The sequence below is a fragment of the Acidiphilium sp. genome (genome assembly GCF_049977125.1).
Lineage (GTDB): Bacteria > Pseudomonadota > Alphaproteobacteria > Acetobacterales > Acetobacteraceae > Acidiphilium.
In genome coordinates, this window is record NZ_JBMFGY010000019.1 from 1 (window position 1) to 19,751 (window position 19,751).

At 65.3% G+C, this 19,751-nt stretch carries 19 protein-coding genes and 1 pseudogene; 12 read left to right on the top strand and 8 right to left on the bottom strand.

Annotation, left to right across the window (positions count from 1 at the left end):
- Positions 1-50: 50 nt before the first annotated feature.
- The 3 genes from ACP5E6_RS05115 to ACP5E6_RS05125 all read right to left on the bottom strand — a co-directional run bounded on the left by ACP5E6_RS05115 (position 51) and on the right by ACP5E6_RS05125 (position 3,702).
- Positions 51-971 carry a metallophosphoesterase gene (locus ACP5E6_RS05115; protein ID WP_427952476.1) on the bottom strand — a complete coding sequence of 307 codons (921 nt, stop codon included), beginning with the start codon at positions 969-971 and terminating at the stop codon, positions 51-53.
- A 70-nt stretch (positions 972-1,041) separates the two neighbouring features.
- Positions 1,042-1,641, bottom strand: a complete 600-nt coding sequence (gene wrbA, locus ACP5E6_RS05120) for an NAD(P)H:quinone oxidoreductase (protein ID WP_427952478.1) — start codon at positions 1,639-1,641, stop codon at positions 1,042-1,044.
- 57 nt (positions 1,642-1,698) lie between these two features.
- Complete coding sequence (locus ACP5E6_RS05125) at positions 1,699-3,702, bottom strand: sigma-54-dependent Fis family transcriptional regulator (RefSeq protein ID WP_427952480.1); 2,004 nt, start codon at positions 3,700-3,702, stop codon at positions 1,699-1,701.
- 295 nt (positions 3,703-3,997) lie between these two features.
- Between ACP5E6_RS05125 and adh the strand changes: the two genes are divergently transcribed.
- The 12 genes and pseudogenes from adh (at position 3,998) to speE (ending at position 14,091) form a co-directional block, all read left to right on the top strand.
- Entirely contained in the window at positions 3,998-5,530 is a 1,533-nt protein-coding gene (adh, locus tag ACP5E6_RS05130) for an aldehyde dehydrogenase (RefSeq protein WP_427952482.1), read from the top strand.
- A gap of 1 nt (position 5,531) precedes the next feature.
- Positions 5,532-5,924: a DUF779 domain-containing protein gene (locus tag ACP5E6_RS05135; RefSeq protein WP_427952484.1), complete on the top strand. Its 393-nt coding sequence runs from the start codon at positions 5,532-5,534 to the stop codon at positions 5,922-5,924.
- A gap of 71 nt (positions 5,925-5,995) precedes the next feature.
- Positions 5,996-7,711, top strand: coding sequence for a methanol/ethanol family PQQ-dependent dehydrogenase (locus ACP5E6_RS05140; protein WP_427952486.1), 1,716 nt, complete (start codon positions 5,996-5,998; stop codon positions 7,709-7,711).
- Positions 7,689-8,492: a hypothetical protein gene (locus ACP5E6_RS05145; protein WP_427952488.1), complete on the top strand. Its 804-nt coding sequence runs from the start codon at positions 7,689-7,691 to the stop codon at positions 8,490-8,492. Before ACP5E6_RS05140 ends, ACP5E6_RS05145 begins: the two co-directional genes overlap by 23 nt.
- A gap of 27 nt (positions 8,493-8,519) precedes the next feature.
- Entirely contained in the window at positions 8,520-8,936 is a 417-nt protein-coding gene (locus ACP5E6_RS05150) for a c-type cytochrome (RefSeq protein ID WP_427952490.1), read from the top strand.
- Between the two features lie 193 nt (positions 8,937-9,129).
- A complete protein-coding gene (locus ACP5E6_RS05155; RefSeq protein WP_427952492.1) occupies positions 9,130-9,471 on the top strand; it encodes an ArsR/SmtB family transcription factor in 342 nt (113 codons plus the stop codon).
- Positions 9,468-9,992, top strand: a complete 525-nt coding sequence (locus tag ACP5E6_RS05160) for an arsenate reductase ArsC (protein WP_427952494.1) — start codon at positions 9,468-9,470, stop codon at positions 9,990-9,992. The genes ACP5E6_RS05155 and ACP5E6_RS05160 overlap by 4 nt, the downstream gene beginning before the upstream one ends.
- Positions 9,989-10,333: pseudogene (gene arsC, locus ACP5E6_RS05165) on the top strand (arsenate reductase (glutaredoxin)); the annotation flags it as partial. The gene ACP5E6_RS05160 and the pseudogene arsC, both read left to right, overlap by 4 nt.
- A gap of 184 nt (positions 10,334-10,517) precedes the next feature.
- On the top strand, positions 10,518-11,837 hold the full coding sequence (locus tag ACP5E6_RS05170) for an arsenic transporter (RefSeq protein ID WP_427952496.1): 1,320 nt from the start codon (positions 10,518-10,520) through the stop codon (positions 11,835-11,837).
- A complete protein-coding gene (gene arsH, locus ACP5E6_RS05175) occupies positions 11,830-12,525 on the top strand; it encodes an arsenical resistance protein ArsH (protein ID WP_427952498.1) in 696 nt (231 codons plus the stop codon). Before ACP5E6_RS05170 ends, arsH begins: the two co-directional genes overlap by 8 nt.
- 166 nt (positions 12,526-12,691) lie before the next feature.
- Positions 12,692-13,156 carry an adenosylmethionine decarboxylase gene (speD, locus tag ACP5E6_RS05180; RefSeq protein WP_427952500.1) on the top strand — a complete coding sequence of 155 codons (465 nt, stop codon included), beginning with the start codon at positions 12,692-12,694 and terminating at the stop codon, positions 13,154-13,156.
- A 71-nt stretch (positions 13,157-13,227) separates the two neighbouring features.
- Positions 13,228-14,091, top strand: a complete 864-nt coding sequence (gene speE / locus ACP5E6_RS05185; protein ID WP_427952502.1) for a polyamine aminopropyltransferase — start codon at positions 13,228-13,230, stop codon at positions 14,089-14,091.
- 37 nt (positions 14,092-14,128) lie between these two features.
- On the opposite strand, the gene ACP5E6_RS05190 is transcribed toward speE, so the two are convergent.
- The 5 genes from ACP5E6_RS05190 to trpE are packed head-to-tail and all read right to left on the bottom strand — an operon-like array spanning position 14,129 to position 19,744.
- Positions 14,129-15,334 (bottom strand): molybdopterin molybdotransferase MoeA, encoded by a 1,206-nt coding sequence (locus ACP5E6_RS05190; RefSeq protein WP_427952504.1) that lies wholly within the window; start codon positions 15,332-15,334, stop codon positions 14,129-14,131.
- A gap of 3 nt (positions 15,335-15,337) precedes the next feature.
- Positions 15,338-15,811 (bottom strand): cyclic pyranopterin monophosphate synthase MoaC, encoded by a 474-nt coding sequence (gene moaC / locus ACP5E6_RS05195; RefSeq protein WP_427952506.1) that lies wholly within the window; start codon positions 15,809-15,811, stop codon positions 15,338-15,340.
- The gene (gene trpC, locus ACP5E6_RS05200; protein WP_427952508.1) at positions 15,808-16,617 is read right to left on the bottom strand and encodes an indole-3-glycerol phosphate synthase TrpC; all 810 of its coding nucleotides are present in this window, start codon (positions 16,615-16,617) and stop codon (positions 15,808-15,810) included. The genes moaC and trpC overlap by 4 nt, the downstream gene beginning before the upstream one ends.
- Positions 16,614-18,236 carry a bifunctional anthranilate synthase component II/anthranilate phosphoribosyltransferase gene (locus tag ACP5E6_RS05205; protein WP_427952510.1) on the bottom strand — a complete coding sequence of 541 codons (1,623 nt, stop codon included), beginning with the start codon at positions 18,234-18,236 and terminating at the stop codon, positions 16,614-16,616. The genes trpC and ACP5E6_RS05205 overlap by 4 nt, the downstream gene beginning before the upstream one ends.
- The gene (trpE, locus tag ACP5E6_RS05210) at positions 18,233-19,744 is read right to left on the bottom strand and encodes an anthranilate synthase component I (protein WP_427952512.1); all 1,512 of its coding nucleotides are present in this window, start codon (positions 19,742-19,744) and stop codon (positions 18,233-18,235) included. The genes ACP5E6_RS05205 and trpE overlap by 4 nt, the downstream gene beginning before the upstream one ends.
- Between the last annotated feature and the right edge of the window lie 7 nt (positions 19,745-19,751).

A 19,751-nucleotide genomic window follows, 5' to 3' on the forward strand; every position in this document is an offset into this window, starting at 1 on the left:
AGCTAGAGCGTTAAGCTGAAAGCATAACGCTCTAGCCGGCAGCGCTTCGGCTAAGCCGTCAGCCGTTTGGCGAAGACGTTGCGCCCCCGGATATCCACGAAATCGAGCTGAATGTCCTGTGCGGTGAGGCTGACGGCGAGGAAGCCGTGATCGCCCGAGCAATAGCCCGCGCGGCTCGGCGGGCCGGGCTGGTAGGTGTGCGAGCCCGCGCCGGTGGTGAGGTAAGCGGTGCCGGTCATTTCGACATATTGCATCGAGTGGTCATGGCCGTTGATGTAGAGCGGGACATGATGGCGACGCAGGATCGGCTCGAACGCGGCGATCATGTCCGGCTGGTCATGCCCGTGGCCACCGAGGGCGGTGTAGAGCGGGTGATGGCCGATCACGATTTTCCAGCGGGCGGTCGAGGCGGTCAAGGCGGCATCGAGCCAGGCGCGCTGGGCGTGCGGATTCTGGCCGGCGGTGTTGGTGATGGTGCCGGCGTATTTGCGGATGAAGGGCGAGGTATCGAGGTAGAAAATCTCGGCCCCGCCACCGGGGGCCGCGATGGTGCGGGTGTAATAGCGCGCCGGCAATTGCCAGCGGTGCGACAGCCTCGTGTAGTCGATCTGTGCCTCGACATTGCCGCGATAATCGTGATTGCCAAGGATGACATGCCAGGGCCGGTGCAGCGCGGCCTCGGCGTAAACATCCTCGAAACTGGTCTTGAACTGCGGATCATGAATACTGGTGACGCCGGATTCATAGAAATTATCGCCGGCCGAAACGATGAACGCCGGGTTGGACGCAACGGCGGCGGCGGCCATCGCCCGGCCGACCGCGCGCTGGTGGTGCATGCCGTCGCGCCCCCAGTCACCGATCACGAAAAAACGGAGGCCGGGTTCGGCGGCGCGCGCCGGGACGGTGGCGAGCAGCGAAACGGCGCCGAGTTCGGCACCCGATTCGAGAAAGCGGCGGCGGGAGAGGCTCATGAGGCGTCCTTGGTCGGTTCGGCGGCTGCCATACCCCGACCAGGGACGCTTGTCATATGACAGTTCGGCGTCAGCCCGCGAGTTTCGCCGCGATGGCGGCAACATGCCTTCCCTGCGCGCGCGCGATGGCGAGTTCATTGGCGCTCGGCATGCGCGAGCCGTCGCTGTTCGACATCGTGGTGGCGCCATAGGGGGTGCCGCCGGTGATTTCAGTCATGTTGGTCAGTTCGGGGTTGGAATAGGGCACCCCGACCACGACCATGCCGTGATGGAACAGCGTGGTGTGGAACGAGGTGATGGTGGTTTCCTGGCCACCATGCTGGGTGCCGGTGCTCACGAACACCGAGCCGATTTTACCGATCAGCGCCCCCTTGGCCCAGAGCCCGCCGGTCTGATCGAGAAAATTGCGCATCTGGCCGCACATGTTGCCGAACCGCGTGGGGGTGCCGAAAATGATCGCATCGTAATCGGCGAGTTCGCCAGGGGTTGCGATCGGCGCGGCTTGCTCGGTCTTGGCATGGATCGACGCGGCGACATCGGGCGGCATGGTCTCCGGCACGCGCTTGACCGTCACCGTCGCGCCGGCGGCGGTGGCGCCTTCGGCGACGGCATTGGCCATGGTTTCGACATGACCCCAGGTGCTGTAATAAAGAACAAGAATCTTTGCCACGATCTATCTCCTGCTGATGGTTCGAGATCACCGATATAGGCGAAATTTAGTTCGATATCAAACGACCTGCTCGGAACCGCGGTGGCCGCCATGCCCGGTAGCGAACACCGGTGCCTCCGGCTGAATCGCGGCGACGCGGCGATACAGCGTGTTGCGGCTGATGCGCAGGCGCCGGGCGGCGGCGCTCATGTTGCCGGCGGTGGCCTCGATGGCGCGCAGAATGATCTGATCGGAATGGGCGCGGAGCGAGGCGGCGGTCTCGACGCCGCGCGCCGCCTCGTCGGGGGCGAGCGGGGCAAGCGGGGCGCGCAGCTCAGCGGCGGCATCGTCGGGCAAATGATGCCAGTCGAGCGCGGTGTCCTCCGCATCGCACAGGGCGGCGGCGATGCGGAGCAAACTGGCGAGTTGGCGGATATTGCCGGGCCAGGCGTAGGATTGCAGGGCGGCGAGCAGGCTGGGTTCGATCGTGCGCGGCGCGGCATTGCCGTTGCCATGCGCGAGAATCCGACCGATCAGCGCGGTCAGATCGCTGCGCGCGCGCAGTGGCGGCAAGGTGATGCAGAGGCCGTTCAACCGGTAATAAAGATCGGATCGGAAGCTGCCGCGCGCGACGCCGGCGGCAAGATCGGCATTGGTCGCGCTGATCAGCGCGAAATCGACGGTGACCGGCCGGCCACCGATCGGCGAGACCGTGCGGTCTTCCAGAACCCGCAACAGGCGGCTTTGCAGGCTGGCCGGCATGTCGCCGATTTCATCGAGGAACAGGGTACCGCCCTGGGCTTCGCGAATCCGGCCGCATGAACCTTCGCGTTTCGCACCGGTGAAGGCACCGGGAGCATAACCGAACAACTCGGCCTCGATCAGCGCCTCCGGCAGGGCGGCGCAATTGACCGCGACGAAGGGCGCGGCGCGGCGCGGTCCGGCGGCGTGGATCGCGCGGGCCATGACATCCTTGCCGACACCGGTTTCGCCACGCAGCAGAATCGGGATCGGTTTGGCCAGGACGCGGCGGATTTGGCCGATGGCGCGGCTGATCTGGGCATCGCCGGTATCGAGCGCCGCCAGCGCATCGCCGGGCCACAGCGCGGTGGGACGCGGCGCGGCCGGGCGCGGTGGTGGGGCGGGATGGTCGAGCCGGATATAGACCGCGCAGCCGTCACGGCGGCGGGTCTCGATCAGATCGCCGGTCTGGTGCGCGCCGCGGGCGCGATGATCGGCGAGGCGATACGCGATGATTTCACCCATGTCGCGATGGCCGATGTCGCTCGCCTGGAGATCGAGCAGATCGGTGGCGATGCGGTTGGCGCCGATGATCCGGCCATCGGAAGCGATCGCCACGACGCCCTCGATCGCGGTGCCGATCGCCTGGGGCGAGGTGTGCAGGCGCAGTTTGACGTCGCGCGCGTGGGTGATCTCGAACATCCGGGTCTCGATCATCTGCGCGGCGGCGCGCACCAGGCCGAACGTGTGCGGGTGATAGACGCGATGATCGCAGGAGATGTCGAGCACGCCGAGCAGCGTGCCATCGGGGCCGGCGAGCGGGGCGGCGGCGCAGGCGAGGAAGCCGTGATGGATCAGGAAATGCTCCGGACCGTTGATCACCACGGGTGCCGCCTCGATCAGGGCGGTGCCGACGGCGTTGGTGCCACGGTCGGCCTCGGACCAGGACGCCCCTGGTTGCAGCGCGACGCGGGCGGCACGATCGCTGAACCCGGCATCGCCCACCGCGTCGAGCAGGAGGCCGTTGCGATCGGAGAGCAGGATGATACAGCCGGAATCACGGATCTGACCATGCAGATACTCGATGATCGGGCGGGCGCGGGTGGTGAGATCGGATTGACACTCGATCGCCTGGCGCAATTCATGCCCGCCGAGATGCCGCGCCTCGCGCCGCGCCGGTTCCGGCGACAGGCCGGCGGTGACGCAGCGCGACCAGGACCGCGCGAGCAGCGGACTGAGGCCGGTGACACTCCCGCGCTCGATGAGATGTCGCCGCGCCAGCGCCAGGGAGACCGGCACGGAACCAGGATCGGTGATGTCGCGATCGGGATGTCGCCGCATGATTGAGCTGTGCTTTCGTTCCACCCGTAGTCGTTGCTGATTGATTTTGACGAACGTTAGGCGTCACCGCGCGACCTGACAACCGGGTTCATGCGCTGATCGGCCGATTTCTGTCCCGTTACAGGACAATGTGCCGGAACGGGACGTCCTGATTCGCCAATGCCACCCGCGATCGGCCCCCCATGCGAGCGTGACCGCCGGTTCGCCGCGTTGGCACGGGATTTGCTGGGAGGGGATTAACGAAACAGCGTACAAGCCGCCATCGGGGTGGCTTCGCTCATCAGGAGGACCGACCATGCCCGACGGCTCATTGCGCCCCACGCCCGGCACCGCGCCCGGCGGTTTCGCGTTCAAACCCCGCTACGAGAATTTCATCGGCGGGAAGTTCACCCCGCCGCTGGGTGGCCGCTATTTCGATAACGTCACCCCGGTCACCGGCCAGGTGTTCACCGAGGTCGCCCGCTCCGATGAGGCCGACATCAATGCCGCGCTCGACGCAGCACACGCCGCCGCCGATGCCTGGGGCCACACCTCGACCACCGAGCGCGCCAACATGCTCAACCGCATCGCCGATGTGATGGAGCAGAATCTCGCGCTGCTCGCCTATGTCGAGACCATCGATAACGGCAAGCCGATCCGTGAGACCACCGCAGCCGATATCCCGCTGGCGATCGATCATTTCCGCTATTTCGCCGGCTGCATCCGCGCGCAGGAAGGATCGCTCTCGCAGATCGATGATACCACCGTCGCCTATCACTTCCATGAACCGCTCGGCGTGGTCGGCCAGATCATCCCCTGGAACTTCCCGATCCTGATGGCGGTGTGGAAACTCGCCCCGGCTCTCGCCGCCGGCAATTGCGTCGTGCTCAAGCCGGCCGAGCAGACCCCGGTGAGCATTCTGGTGTTGACCGAGCTGATCGCCGACATCCTGCCGCCCGGCGTGCTCAACGTGGTCAACGGCTTCGGCCTCGAAGCCGGCAAGCCGCTCGCCTCGTCCAAGCGGATCGCGAAAATCGCCTTCACCGGCGAGACCACCACCGGCCGCCTGATCATGCAATACGCCAGCCACAACCTCATTCCGGTGACGCTGGAACTCGGCGGCAAATCACCCAACATCTTCTTCGCCGACGTGTGCGACGCCGATGACGCCTTCTTCGACAAGGCGCTGGAAGGCTTCGCGATGTTCGCCCTCAACCAGGGCGAGGTCTGCACCTGCCCCTCGCGCGCGCTGATCCAGGAAAGCATCTATGACCGCTTCATGGAGCGCGCGCTCGCGCGGGTGAAGGCGATCAAGCAGGGCAACCCGCTCGACCCCTCGACCATGATCGGCGCGCAGGCCTCGACCGAGCAGGTCGATAAAATTCTGTCCTATTTCGATATCGGCCGTCAGGAAGGCGCTGAAGTGCTCACCGGCGGTGCGCGCGGCGCGCATGGCGGCGAATTGTCCGAGGGTTTCTACATCGAGCCCACCATTTTCCGCGGCAACAACAAGATGCGCGTGTTCCAGGAGGAAATCTTTGGCCCGGTGGTTTCGGTCACCACGTTCAAGGACGAGGCCGAGGCGCTCGAAATCGCCAACGACACGCTCTACGGCCTCGGCTCCGGCGTGTGGACCCGCAACGGCAACCGCGCCTATCAGTTCGGGCGCGGCATCAAGGCCGGCCGGGTCTGGACCAATTGCTATCATTTGTATCCGGCGCATTCGGCGTTCGGCGGCTACAAGCAATCCGGCATCGGGCGCGAGAATCATAAAATGATGCTCGATCACTACCAGCAGACCAAGAACATGCTGGTCAGCTACAGCCCGAACAAGCTCGGGTTCTTCTGAGATGGACCCTGCCGCGCCGCCAGCCCCGGTCGAGCGGGTGGTCGCCACACCGGCGGCGCTCGCCCTGATCGAGCAACTCAAGGCGCGGCATGGCCCGATCCTGTTCCACCAATCCGGCGGCTGCTGCGATGGCTCATCACCGATGTGTTACCCGCAGGATGATTTCATGACCGGACCCGATGATGTGTGCCTCGGCTCGATCGGCGGCGTCGCGTTCTACATGACATCGTCGCAATTCGCCTATTGGCGGCATACGCAGGTGATCATCGATGTCGTTGCCGGCATGGGCGGGATGTTCTCGCTCGACAACGGCACCGGCCAGCGCTTCCTGACCCGCTCGCGCGTGTTCACCGACGCCGAGGCCAAAGCGCTCGACGCGCCGCCCGGTGCTTGACGAAGCGCGACCAATGACTACCCATTCGCTTAACACTTGATCGATCAAGATCAATAATGAGGGAGACCAAGATGACGTCCAGAGTAGCCAAACTCAAGACATGCCTGTTCGGCGGCGCGCTTGCGGCGCTGGCGCTGCCAGCGATCGCCGCGGCGCAGATGCCGTATCCAAAAGTCACGCAGGCAATGCTGAACGATGCCGCGTCCTCGCCGGGCTGGCTGATGTTCAACCGTAGCTATGCCGGCGACGATTACGCCCCGTTCACCCAGATCACGCCGAGCAACGCACCCAAGCTAAAGGAAGTCTGGTCTTCGCCGAAAATCAACATCCCCGATGGGTTCGAAGGCTCGCCGATCGTGAACGGCGATTATATGTTCGCAACCACGCCGATGGATCATCTGATGGCGTTCAACGCCAAGACCGGCAAGCTGCTGTGGAAGTATGATTACAAGCTGCCCACGGCCGCGCTGAAGACGATCTGCTGCGATGTCAATAACCGCGGTGTCGCGGTCTATGACGACATGGTGTTCATGGGCACGCTCGACAATCACGTGCTGGCATTCGACGCCAAGACCGGCAAGGTGCTCTGGAACGTCGCCCTCGAGAAACCCGGGATCGGCTACTCGATCTCGGAAGCCCCGATGGTGATCGATGGCAAGGTGATCATCGGTTCCGGCGGTGGCGAGTATGGCGCGCGCGGATTTATCGTCGGGCTCGATGCCAAGACCGGCAAGACTCTCTGGAAAACCTACACCATCCCCTCGCCCAGCGAACCGGGTGGCAAGAGCTGGCCGGCCGGCGCCTACAAGCACGGCGGCGGCAGCCCGTGGATGACCGGCACCTACGATCCCGCGACCCATGATCTTTTCTGGGGCGTCGGCAATCCGGGCCCATGGCTCGCGACGATGCGCCCCGGCCATAATCTGTATTCGGACTCGCTCCTCGCGATGGACCCGAACACCGGCGCGATCAAATGGCACTATCAATATACCCGCAACGACACCTGGGATTACGATGGCGTCAACACGCCGCAGCTCGTGGATCTCAAGCATGACGGCAAGAGCTACAAGGCGATCGTCGAAGCCAATCGCAACGGCTATTTTTATGCGATCAACCGGCTCAACGGCAAGCTGATCTACGCCAAGCCGTTCGTCCATGACCTCTCGATCTCCGGCATCAGCAAGACCGGCCACGCGATCGACAATCCCAAGGTCGAGCCGGCACTCGATAAGCAGATCTTCACCTGCCCGAGCTTTCTGGGCGGCAAAAACTGGTGGCCCGGCGCGGTCGATCCCAAGACCAACATGGCCTATGTGCCGACGCTGCACGCCTGCATGACCATGAAAGGCGTGCCGACCAGCTACGCCGCGGGTCTGCCGTATCTCGGCGAAACCTTCACGATGAAACCCGACCCCGCATCGCCGAACGAACTGGGCTCGATCCAGGCGATCGACCTTTCGACCGGCAAGCAGGTGTGGCAGTTCAAGAGCAAGGAACCCTGGGATGACGGGGCGCTGGCAACCGGTGGCGGACTCGTGTTCAGCGGTGGCACCAACGGCAAGCTCTATGCCTTCGATGCCAAGACCGGCAAGATCATGTGGATCAGCCCGGACCTCGGCTCGGCGATCATTGCCGACCCGATCTCGTATGAAATCGATGGCAAGCAATATGTCGCGGTCTGGTCGGGTTGGGGGGGCGTCTGGCCGCTCTGGTCGGGCAAGCTCGGCGCCAGCATGGCCAAGGCGCCGCGCGGTGGTCAGTTGCATGTCTTTGCGATCAATGGTTGATCGCGCCAACGTCCGGCTGCGCAAGCAGCCGGGCCTCGGTTGCGGCGCGGTGGCTCTGGCGGCCGCGCTGCTCTCGCCGGTGATGGCGTGTGCCGCCACCGGCCCCAGCGTCTGCCTTGATCAGGCCAACCCGTTCTATCACATCGATCGCGCGGTCGCCCTTGCTGTCGGGTCCATCGATCACGTCACCCCGCGCTTCATCACGATCGACACGCGTGACGGTTCAGATGCGTTGAACGCCCAGAAACCGAAATTCTTCGCGCGCCTCGCGTCACGTTGTGATCTGGTGATGGGATTTCCGGTCGAAACCGGCTACCCGACCCTGCCGGAGGGCGTCAAAGCCACGCAGCCCTACGCCGCCACCGGCTTCGTCATCGCTGCCCTGGGCAGCGCGCCCGGCAATTTCGCGACACTCCCGCCGAAATCGACGGTCGGCGTCACCTATCTGACGGTGCCGACCACCTATTTCGGCAGCGGCCACGGCACCGTGCTGGCCGAACACCAGTATTCCAGCCCCGCTGCGGAACTGGCGGCGTTGCAGTCGCATGAAATCGATGCGGCGCTGATCTGGCAACCCTGGCTCAACCAGCATCTGGCGGCGCATCCCGCCGCGATCAGCCAGCGACTGCTGACCCAGCCGCACGCCAAATGGTCGATGGTGGCGCTGTACCGGCCCACCCCGGCATCCCACCGCGTCGCGGTGCAATTCGATCGGGCGATCCGCCAGCTGACGACATCCGGCCGCCTGCAACGGCTGATCGCTCCCTACAACCTGCCCTGAGCGGCGCTGACCCCAAAGGACCATCCCATGACCCGCTACCCATTCCGATCCCTGCTCGTCGCCGCCGCTCTCGGCCTTGCCAGCACCGCGGCCCAGGCCACGACGCCGCCCGCGCTCTACACCGCCAGCCAGGCCGCCAGCGGACAGACGTTGTTCGCCACCAATTGCTCGATGTGCCACGGCGCGGCCCTGCAAGGCATCAGCGGGCCGGCGCTGATCGGCCAGAGCTTCGCCAGCGCCGCCAACAACTACACCGTCGCCGCGATTTTCGATGAATTATCCCAGCAGATGCCGGCCGGTAATCCGGGCAGCCTGAGCAAGTCCGACTATACCGACATCATGGCCTTCATCCTCTCGAAAAACGGCTATCCGGCCGGCAGCACCGCCCTGACCTACGACGGCGCCCAGAGTTCGACCGTCAAGCTGGTCTCGCAGGTAAAATAATCCGACCCGACACGGGCGATCGCTTCATCGTGATCAATGCGGCGATCGTTCGTGCCTCGCGCCCCGGGTCCGCCGACCGGCGACATCCGCGTTTGACACGGCACCAGATTTCGACGACTATCGAAATATGGAAGCCGATCGGTCATCCCCTCACGCCACGTCGTCCCCTCACGCCACGGTCGATCCTCACTGGATGGTCACGGCACTGTCTGCCCTCGCGCATGAGCATCGATTGGCCGCGTATCGTCTCCTGGTCCAGGCGGGACCGGCGGGCATGGCGGCTGGCGATATTGCCGAGCGGATCGGGTTGGTGCCGTCGTCGTTGACATTTCATATCCAGGCGTTGCTGCGCGCCGGCATCGTGACGCAGCGGCGCGCCAGCCGGCATGTGATCTATGCCGCCGATTTCACCGCGATGAATGATCTTGTCGGGTTTCTGGTGCAGAATTGCTGCGGCCAGGGCGGGTTGGTCTGCGATCCGGCGCCATCGGTGGCGGCTTCGAACGTTTCGCCCCATCGGGAGGTATCCGCGTGACCGGTCAACCGCTCAATGTGCTGTTTCTCTGCACCGGCAATTCAGCGCGCAGCATCATGGCCGAATCGCTTCTCACCGTCTGGGGCGGCGCGGCATTCCATGCCTATTCCGCCGGCAGCCACCCGAAGGGCGAGGTGCATCCCCTCACGCTTCGTACCCTCGAGGAGGCCGGATTGCCAGTTTCGGGGCTGCGCTCGAAATCATGGGACGAATTCGCCGTCCCCGGCGCGCCGGTGATGGATTTCGTGTTCACCGTCTGCGACGATGCCGCGGGCGAAATCTGCCCGATCTGGCCGGGCCAACCGATCACGGCGCATTGGGGCGTGCCCGATCCGGCTGCGGTGACCGGCAGCGACATGGAGCGCGCGGCAGCGTTCCAGCGCGCGCTGCGGATGCTGGAGACGCGGATCAAGCTGTTCACCGCCTTGCCGGTCGCCAAGCTCGAACGCGCCTCGCTCGCGCGGCAGGTGCGTGAGATCGGCCGGATCGGGCCACATTCGAGCGAGGGAACCGCCGCATGAGCGTCACGATCTATCACAATCCGAACTGCGGCACATCGCGCAATGTGCTGGGTCTGATCAGGGCGGCCGGAATCGAGCCGGTCGTGATCGAATATTTGAAAACGCCGCCGAGCCGGGCCGAACTGGTCGATCTGATCGCGCGGATGGGTACCGGTGTGCGGGCGGTGCTGCGCCAGGCCGGCACGCCCTACGCTGAACTCGGCCTCGATGACCCCGACCTGACCGAGGATGCCCTGCTCGACGCAATGATGGCGCACCCGATCCTGATCAACCGTCCCATCGTGATCACGGCCGATGCGGTCAAACTTTGCCGCCCCTCCGAAACCGTCAAGGATCTCCTGTCCTAGAGCGTTATGCTTTCAGCTTAACGCTCTAGCTCTATGTTTTTTCGAGCGATTTCATGCAATTATGTTGCCGCTGCCGCGTCAACTTAATCGCATATCGCTCTAGCCGACGGGAGTGCCTTGCGTCCGACCTTCGCGACCGCAACAGTACCGCGCCGTCGCCCTGCCCTGGGAATCACGAATGCTTGCCCTAACGATTTTTATCGCCACCCTCGTCCTCGTGATCTGGCAGCCGCGCGGACTCGGCATCGGCTGGAGCGCGATGGCGGGGGCCGTGGTCGATCTGGCGCTGGGGGTGATCCATTGGCGCAATATCCCGACCGTCTGGCATATCGTCTGGAACGCGACATTCACCTTCGTCGCGCTGATCGTGATTTCGCTGGTGCTGGATGAGGCGGGATTCTTCCGCTGGGCGGCGCTTCATGTCGCGCGCTGGGGACGCGGGCGGGGGCGGTTGCTGCTGCCGCTGATCGTGCTGCTGGGGGCCGCGATCGCGGCGGTATTCGCCAACGACGGCGCGGCGCTGCTGCTGACCCCGATCATGATGGCGGTCCTGGCCGGGTTGGAGTTTCCGCCGGCGGCCGCGCTTGCTTTCATCATCGCGACCGGCTTCGTCGCCGACACCACCAGCCTGCCGCTGGTGATTTCCAACCTGGTCAACATCGTGAGCGCGAATTACTTCCAGATCGGGTTCAATCGCTATGCCGCGGTGATGGTGCCGATCGATCTCGTGTCGCTGATCGCGACGCTTGCGGTACTCGGCGTGATGTTCGGCCGGACCGCCAACCGGCGCTACGATGTCGACGCACTCGACACCCCGGCCTCGGCGATCCACGACGCGCAGGTGTTCCGCGCGGCCTGGCCGGTGCTGCTGGTGCTGCTGGCCGCCTATTTCATCACCGCCCCGTTCGGCGTGCCGGTCTCGTTCGTGACCATCATCGGTGCCGTGGTGCTGCTGGCCCTGGCCGGGCGGGTGATCGGCCGCGGCGCGCCGGTGATCGATGTGCGCCACGTGTTGCGCGGCGCGCCCTGGCAGGTGGTGGTGTTCAGCCTGGGGATGTATCTGGTGGTCTATGGGCTGCGCAACGCCGGGCTGACCGATGATGTCGGCGATGCGCTGCGAGTGTTCGCCCGTCACGGCCTATGGGCGGCCTCGCTCGGCACCGGAATCCTGGCCGCTGTGCTGTCATCGGTCATGAACAACATGCCGAGCGTCCTGATCGGGGCCCTGGCGATCAATCATTTGCCGAACGTGACGCCGCAGATCCATGACGCGATGGTCTATGCCAATGTCATCGGCTGCGACCTCGGCCCGAAATTCACCCCGATCGGCAGCCTCGCCACGCTGCTCTGGCTCCATGTGCTGGCACGCAAGGGGACCACCATCACCTGGGGCCAGTACATGCGGATCGGGCTGGTGATCACGCCGCCGGTGCTGCTCGCCGCCCTGGCGGCGCTGGCCCTGTGGCTGCCGATCGTGGGAGGCGCCGGTCATGGATGAGATGCCGGCACTGCGGCGCGATCTGCTGTTGCCCCCCGATGCCGCCCGGCTGGAACCGACCGCGCGCGCCACCCACCGGCCAAGGGTTCTGCTGCTGTATGGCTCGTTGCGGGAACGCTCCTATTCACGCCTGCTGAGCGAGGAGGCCGCCCGCTTGCTCACCATGATGGGGGCCGAGGTCCGGATGTTCGATCCGCGCGATCTGCCGCTCACCAACAGCGTTCCGCCCGATCATCCGAAAGTCCGGGAGCTGCGCGAGCTTTCGTTGTGGTCGGAAGCGCAGGTCTGGTGCAGCCCTGAACTGCATGGCGCGATCACCGGGGTGATCAAGAACCAGATCGACTGGATTCCGCTTGAAATCGGCGCGGTACGGCCAACCCAGGGACGGGTTCTGGCGGTCATGCAGGTATCCGGCGGCTCACAGAGTTTCAATGCGGTCAACACGCTGCGGCTGCTTGGCCGCTGGATGCGGATGGTGGTGATCCCGAATCAGTCGAGCGTCGCCAAAGCCTATGAGCAATTCGACGCGGCGGGACGGATGCTGCCGTCACCCTATTACGACCGCGTGGTCGATGTGATGGAGGAATTGCTCCGCTTCACCTGGCTGCTGCGCGACCGGGCGGATTATCTGGTCGATCGCTACAGCGAGCGAAAAGCCACCGCCGAGGTGCAACTCGACCGCCTATAACCCCACCGCATTGCCCCTGCGCGTCAGGGGGGACAAATTTCACACAATCAACCCCTCAAAGCCCTTGCGTCGTCAGGGATTTATGCGCATATCGCGCTCTCTTTGGCCCCGGGGGGCGCGGCGCGGTGCTGCGTTCTACAGGCTGTCACTGGTTTGGGGGTTCGCAATGAACGCACTTGCCCGACTGGGGATGGTCTCGGATTTTCCGAGCGAAAACCAGACGTTTGCGCACGACACGGTCGATCAGGTCGCCGTGCCGAAGGATTATTTCGTGGAACGTGACGGCGTGAAATTCGCTGGGACACATCTGCTCATCGATTTATGGGGTGCCGAAAATCTCGACGATCCCGCCTTGATCGATGTGACTCTGCGTGATGGCGCCGTGGCGGCCGGGGCAACGATTCTGCACAGTCATTTCCATCATTTCACGCCGAATGCCGGCGTGTCGGGTGTCGTCGTGCTGGCGGAAAGCCATATCTCGATCCACACCTGGCCGGAACGCGGCTTTGCCGCGATCGACATTTTCATGTGCGGCGAATGCGACCCGTACAAGGCCATTCCGTTCCTGCGCGCGGCGTTCACGCCGGGCGACGTGCAGGTGAGCGAACAGCGCCGCGGCTTGACCAGCTGATTTCATCAGGCTGAAACCGACGCACCGCCCTGCCCATGGTAGGGCGGTGTTTTCGTATGGGAGATATCTGGATGACCGATATGTGGGTGAACGAGACGCTGTATCCTTACTGGGGACAGCGCTTCAGCGTGGTGCGGGAACTGGCGCGGGTGACCAGCGAATTCCAGGATATCGCGATTTTCGACAGTGAATTCCATGGCCGGGTCATGCTGCTCGATGGCGTCGTGCAGATCACCGAGGGCGATGAATTCGTCTATCAGGAAATGCTCGCGCACGTGCCGCTGCTCGCCCATGGCGAGGCGAAATCGGTCCTGATCATCGGCGCCGGCGATGGCGGCGTGCTCAGGCGCGTGCTGATGCACAAGCGCGTCACCCGGGCCGTGATGGTGGAAATCGATGGGGAGGTGATCCGTCTGTCCAAGGAATTCCTGCCCGACATCGGCGGCGATGCCTGGACCGATCCGCGCGCGGAGGTGATCGTCGGCGACGGGATCGACTATGTCAAACGCGCGCCGGACCGCAGCTTCGATATCATCATCGTCGATTCCACCGACCCGATCGGCGTCGGCGAAGTGCTGTTCACGGATGATTTCTACCGCAACTGCGCCCGCATCCTGACCGACCGCGGCCTGATCGTGAACCAGTGCGGCGTCCCCTTCATGCAGGCCGATGAATTGCGGGAAACCTCGGCGCGGCGGCGCAATTTCTTTCCCCACGTCACCGCCTATGTCGCGGCCGTGCCGACCTATGTCGGGGGTTACATGACGCTGGGCTGGGCCGGCAAGGACCCGGCGCTGACGGCGCTGCCGGTCGAAACCATCGAAGCCCGCGCCCGTGACGCCGGCATCCTGGGCACCACCGGCTACTGGTCGCCCCAGATCCACGTCGCCGCCTTCTGGCTGCCCCCCTATATCGCGAAGCATCTGCCCGGATAGAGCGCGATGACATCGCGTGCCGGACGCTTCACCCTCGTTATAGCCCGCACGCGGCGAGGCGAATGATGTCAACCACGGTGCCGGCCGGTTCGGCCCTGGCGTAGGGCGCGCGCAGCACCACGGCGTCGGCCAAAGCGAGGCGGCGGAGCAATGAGCTGTCCTGCGGGCCGAACGGGGTGACCAGCCATGACCCGTCGGCATCGCGGGTGAGGGTGGCGCGCAGGTGATCGGCGCGCTGGTCGTTGGCCGCGAGCGGAATGGTGCAACGCGCCGGCTCGCTCGGCGGTGGGTCGCCGGGCAGGCCGCAGAGGCGTTCGATCGCGGGTTTGCCGAAGAGCAACGCGCAAACCATGGCGGAAACCGGATTGCCCGGCAGGCCGAGCACGGGCAGGGCGCCGAGGCGGCCGAACATCAGCGGCTTGCCCGGACGCATCGCGATTTTCCAGAAATCAAGGTCGAGGCCGAGGTCCGCGAGCCCCGCCTGCACGAGGTCATGGGTCCCGACGCTGGCGCCGCCCGTGGTGATCAGCAGGTCGGCGCGCGCGGCCGCCTGGGCGGCGGTGGCGATGGCGGCGCGATCGTCGAGCGCGATCGGCAGGATGATCGGCACACCACCGACCGCACGAATGAAGCCGGCGAGGGCGTGGGAATTGGAGCTGACGATGCCACCGGGCGGGATCGGGTCGCCGGGCATCGCGATTTCATCGCCAGTGGCGAGCACGGCGATGATCGGCTTACGGTGAACCGTGAGCCAGGGGTGGTTGGCGGCGGCGGCGAGGCCGATGTCGCGCGCCGTCAGGCGGCGGCCCGGTTCGAGCAGGACATCGCCGATGGTGAAATCCAGCCCGGCACCGCGGACGTGTTTGCCCGGATGACCGGCCGCGTTGAGGATAACGACATCGTCGTCAAATGTCGTATCCTCCTGGATCACGATGCAATCCGCCCCTGAGGGCACGACGCTGCCGGTGAACAGGCGCACGGCCTCACCTGCCCCGACCGATCCGGCGAACGGATGCCCCGCCGGCGCCGCGCCGATGATGCGCAGCCGGGCGCCGACCGTCGCATCCGCCGCGCGCAGCGCAAATCCGTCCATCGCCGAGACGTCGAGCGGCGGCTGCGTCAGCCGCGCCACCACCGGGGCGGCGAGTACCCGGCCGGCGGCTTCGGCGAGGGTGACGATTTCACTGCCGGTGGGGGCGAGTAACGCCAGAATCCGGTCGCGGGCTTCGGTGACGCTCAGCATGAATCAGCCTTGTGTGAAATCGCCAGATTTGCCGCCCGATTTGGCGGTCACACGGAGGGCCTCGATCCGCATCCCCCGGTCGGCGGCTTTCAGCATGTCATAGATGGTGAGGGCGGCGACCGAGGCGGCGGTCAGCGCCTCCATCTCGACGCCGGTCGGCCCGGTGGTGCGGATTGTGGCGGTGATGCGAATGCCGGGCAGCTCGTCATCCGGCGTCAGATCGACGCTGACGGCCGCGATCGCGAGCGGGTGACACAGGGGGATGAGGTCGGACGTGCGCTTCGCCGCCATGATGCCGGCGATGCGCGCGGTCGCCAGAACATCGCCCTTCCTGGCCGTGCCCGCCGTCACCAGCGCCAGGGTTTCGGCGCGCATCGTGACGTGGCAGGCGGCGGTCGCGTCGCGCACGGTGGCTTGCTTGTCCGAGACATCGACCATGCGGGCAGCACCCGTCGCATCGATATGGGTGAGGCTCATGCGCCGATTCCGAGCAGCGCGCGGGTCGCTTTGGTAATGTCGCCCTGGCGCATCAGGCTCTCGCCGACCAGAACCCCCTGCACCCCGGCGGCCTTGAGCCGCTCGATATCGGCGAAACTCCGGATCCCGCTTTCCGCCACGACGAACCGCTCCGGCGGAATATCCGCCGCCATGCGCTCGGACAGGCCGATATCCGTTGTCATGGTTTTCAGATTGCGATTGTTGATGCCAACCAGGCGCGCCCGCAGGCCGAGCGCGCGGTCCAGCTCAGCCTCGTCATGGACCTCGGCCAGCACGTTCATGTCGAGCGCCATCGCCAGTTCCTCGAAGCCGCGCGCCTCGTCATCGGTGATCGCCGCCATGATCAGAAGGATGCAATCCGCCCCGATCGCACGACTCTCATAGATCTGCCACGCATCGAGAATGAAATCCTTGCGCAGCATCGGCAGATCGACCGCGCCGCGAACCGCCGTGAAATGCGCGATGTCGCCCTGAAAATATTTACCGTCGGTCAATACCGACAGGCAGACCGCGCCCCCCTCCTGATAGGCCGTGGCGATCGCGGCCGGATCGAAATCAGGGCGGATCAGGCCCGCACTCGGCGAGGCTTTCTTGATCTCGGCGATCAGCCCGGTGCGGCCGGCGGCGGCGGCATCCATCAGGGCACGGGCAAAGCCGCGCGGCCGTGCGGCGTCCTTGGCCCGGCCGCGCATGGTGTCGAGATCGGTCACGGCTTTGCGTCGCGCGACCTCGGCGCGGGTATCGTCACAGATTTTTTTGAGAATATCGGTGGTGGAATCGTTCATCGTGCCAGTTCCGGGGTTGGCGCGCTCGCGCGGCGCAGGCGCTCCAGGGCGGCGCGCGCGGCGCCGCTATCGATCGCGCCGGCGGCCATCGTGACACCGGTGCGAAAATCATCGGCGCGACCCGCGATGATCAATCCTGCGGCGGCATTGAGCAGCACGGCATCGCGATACGGCCCCACCTCGCCGTCGAGCAGCGCCCGCAGCTTCGCCGCATTATGCGCCGCGTCACCACCGATGATCGCCGCGAGCGGCGCGCGGGCCAAGCCGGCCTCCTCGGGGCTGATCGTCGTCTCCGAAATCACCCCCCGATCGAGTGAAACGATCCGGCTTTCCCCCACAAGGGTCAGCTCATCGAGCCCCTGGCCATGCACCACCATCGCCCGCTCGGTGCCGAGCTGCGCCAGCGTCTCCGCCATCGGCCACGCCCAGGCGAAATCGAACACGCCGACCAGTTGCCGCCGTACCGAGGCCGGATTGGCCAAGGGGCCCAAAAGATTGAAGATCGTCCGCGTCCCCAGCGCGATGCGCGCCGCCGCGGCATGGCGCAGCCCGGCGTGGTGGCGCGGCGCATAGAGAAACACGCACCCCGCCTCGTTTAATATCCCCGACAGACGCTCGAACGGCGGCTCGACGGTAACGCCCAGCGCGGTCAGTACATCGGCAGCGCCCGACCGCGAGGACAGCGCCCGGTTGCCATGCTTTGCGACCGGCACGCCCAGCCCCGCCAGCACGAACGTCACCGCGGTCGAGATGTTCAGCGTACCCACCCCGTCGCCGCCGGTGCCGCACACATCGATTGCGCCTTGAGGGGCCACGATCGCCCGCATCCGCTCGCGCATCGCGCGCACCGCACCGGTCAGCTCCGCCACGGTCTCGCCCCGCACCCGCATTGCCATCAGCATGCCGGCGATCTGCGAATCATTCGACTTGCCATCGATGATCGCGCCAAACGCCGCTTCCGCCAGCTCCTCGCTGAGCTTGTCACCCCTCGCGAGCCGATCCAGCACCGGCTTCAGATCCGCCAGGATTTCCGCCGAACCCTGGTTGCGTCCGCGGGCCAGGGCCAGGAAATTCCGGAGCAGCGCATGACCATGCGCCGTCGCGATGCTTTCGGGATGGAATTGCACGCCGAAAATCGGCAGATCACGGTGCCGCAACCCCATGATCAGGCCATCCTCGGTGAACGCGGTGGCGACCAGAACCTCCGGCAGGCTCTCCCGCTCGACGATCAGGGAATGGTAGCGCGTCGCTTCGAACGGGTCGGGGACGCCGGCAAAGATGTCACTGCCCTGATGCCGGATCGCGGCCATTTTCCCATGCATCGGCTGCGGCGCGCGCTTGACCACGCCGCCGAACGCCTGGCCGATCGCCTGATGACCCAGACAAACCCCGAGGATCGGCACTTTTCCCGCCGCCGCATGGATCAGATCGAGGCAGATGCCTGCTTCGTTCGGCGTGCACGGGCCGGGTGACAGCACGATGGCCTCCGGCTGCATCGCCAGCACCTCATCGGGCGTGATCCGGTCATTGCGCCGCACCACGCAATCCGCGCCCAGATCGCCAAAAAAATGCACCAGATTGAAGGTGAAACTGTCGTAATTATCGATGATCAGAATCATGGCGCGCTCCGATTGGCGCTGACGTAATTCACCGCATCCTCGGCCGCCCGGAACAGCGCCCTCGCCTTCTGCAAACTCTCCGCATATTCCGCATCCGGGTCGGAATCGGCAACGATGCCGACCCCGGATTGCACATAAAGAGTTTGATCCTTGATCAGCGCGGTCCGCAGGGCGATGCAGGTGTCCATCGTGCCGTTTGCCGCGAAATAGCCGATGCAACCGCCGTACAGGCCGCGCCGCGAGGGTTCGAACTCCTCGATGATCTCCATCGCCCGCACTTTTGGCGCGCCCGAGAGTGTGCCGGCGGGGAAGCCGGCGATCAATGCGTCCAACGCGTCGGCATCATCCCTGATCGTGCCGTCCACCGTCGATGAAATATGCATCACATGCGAGAAACGCTCGATCGCGAAGCTTTCGGTCACCTTGACCGAGCCGATCTTGGCGACCCGCCCGACATCATTGCGCGCGAGGTCGAGCAGCATCAGATGTTCGGCGCGTTCCTTCGGATCCTCGAGCAATTCGCTCTCCAGCGCCTCGTCCTCGGCCCGGTTCGCCCCCCGCCTGCGGGTGCCGGCGAGCGGGCGGATGGTGACGGTGCCGTCGCGCAACCGGACGAGGATTTCAGGGCTTGACCCGACGGCCTGATAATCGCCGAAATCGAGGAAAAACAGGAACGGGGCCGGGTTGATCCGCCGCAGACTCCGGTAGAACGCGAACGGCGGGGCCGAGAAGGTCTGCGCGAAGCGCTGGCTCGCGACGACCTGGAACACATCGCCCGCCACGATATACTCCTTGCCGCGTCGGACCATATCCTTGAACTCGGCCTCGCTCATGTTCGAGCGCGGCTCACCCGCCACGGCCAGCGATCCGGTCAGATACGGGGTGGGCGTTTCCAGCGCGGCTTCCGCCGCCTCGATCCGCGCCGTCGCCGCGCGGTAGGCATCCGCCGCTGAAACCCCCTCGCGCCGCCAGGCCGGCGCGGCCAACGTGATTTCGTCGTTCACCGAATCAAAGATCGCGAACAGCCCGGGCCGCATCAGCACGGCGTCGGGGATGCCGAGCACATCGGGATTGTCCGCCGGCAGACGTTCCATCAGCCGGACCATGTCATAGCCGAGATACCCGACGAGTCCGCCGGTCATCGGCGGCAGATGTTCGGGCAACTCAAGCCGGGTTTCACCGATCAACGCCCGCAAACTGGTAAACGCGTCACGCTCATCGGCCACGAACGCCGCCGGGTCGCGCGCCGCGTCGCGGTTGACCGCGACGGCACCGGCGGTGCAGCGCCAGATCAGGTCCGGGGCAAACCCGATCACCGAATACCGGCCGCGCGCGGCGCCACCCTCGACGCTTTCGAGCAGCAGCGAATACGGTCTGCCATGCGCCAGCTTCAGGAAGGCGGCGACCGGCGTGATCAGGTCCGCCGCCAGAACCCGCCAGACCAGCGCGCCCGATCCAGCTTCATAGGCGGCGCGGAAACTGGTCGTCTGATCGGGCACGGCGTGCATTGCGTCT

Excerpts from the sequence above, each read along its gene's own strand:
- ACP5E6_RS05115 (WP_427952476.1), bottom strand. The coding sequence starts at position 971 with ATGAGCCTCTCCCGCCGCCGCTTTCTCGAATCGGGTGCCGAACTCGGC.
- ACP5E6_RS05125 (WP_427952480.1), bottom strand. The coding sequence starts at position 3,702 with ATGCGGCGACATCCCGATCGCGACATCACCGATCCTGGTTCCGTGCCG.
- adh (WP_427952482.1), top strand. The coding sequence starts at position 3,998 with ATGCCCGACGGCTCATTGCGCCCCACGCCCGGCACCGCGCCCGGCGGT.
- ACP5E6_RS05135 (WP_427952484.1), top strand. The coding sequence starts at position 5,532 with ATGGACCCTGCCGCGCCGCCAGCCCCGGTCGAGCGGGTGGTCGCCACA.
- ACP5E6_RS05140 (WP_427952486.1), top strand. The coding sequence starts at position 5,996 with ATGACGTCCAGAGTAGCCAAACTCAAGACATGCCTGTTCGGCGGCGCG.
- ACP5E6_RS05145 (WP_427952488.1), top strand. The coding sequence starts at position 7,689 with ATGTCTTTGCGATCAATGGTTGATCGCGCCAACGTCCGGCTGCGCAAG.
- ACP5E6_RS05150 (WP_427952490.1), top strand. The coding sequence starts at position 8,520 with ATGACCCGCTACCCATTCCGATCCCTGCTCGTCGCCGCCGCTCTCGGC.
- ACP5E6_RS05155 (WP_427952492.1), top strand. The coding sequence starts at position 9,130 with ATGGTCACGGCACTGTCTGCCCTCGCGCATGAGCATCGATTGGCCGCG.
- ACP5E6_RS05170 (WP_427952496.1), top strand. The coding sequence starts at position 10,518 with ATGCTTGCCCTAACGATTTTTATCGCCACCCTCGTCCTCGTGATCTGG.
- arsH (WP_427952498.1), top strand. The coding sequence starts at position 11,830 with ATGGATGAGATGCCGGCACTGCGGCGCGATCTGCTGTTGCCCCCCGAT.
- speD (WP_427952500.1), top strand. The coding sequence starts at position 12,692 with ATGAACGCACTTGCCCGACTGGGGATGGTCTCGGATTTTCCGAGCGAA.
- speE (WP_427952502.1), top strand. The coding sequence starts at position 13,228 with ATGACCGATATGTGGGTGAACGAGACGCTGTATCCTTACTGGGGACAG.
- ACP5E6_RS05190 (WP_427952504.1), bottom strand. The coding sequence starts at position 15,334 with ATGCTGAGCGTCACCGAAGCCCGCGACCGGATTCTGGCGTTACTCGCC.
- moaC (WP_427952506.1), bottom strand. The coding sequence starts at position 15,811 with ATGAGCCTCACCCATATCGATGCGACGGGTGCTGCCCGCATGGTCGAT.
- trpC (WP_427952508.1), bottom strand. The coding sequence starts at position 16,617 with ATGAACGATTCCACCACCGATATTCTCAAAAAAATCTGTGACGATACC.
- ACP5E6_RS05205 (WP_427952510.1), bottom strand. The coding sequence starts at position 18,236 with ATGATTCTGATCATCGATAATTACGACAGTTTCACCTTCAATCTGGTG.
- trpE (WP_427952512.1), bottom strand. The coding sequence starts at position 19,744 with ATGCACGCCGTGCCCGATCAGACGACCAGTTTCCGCGCCGCCTATGAA.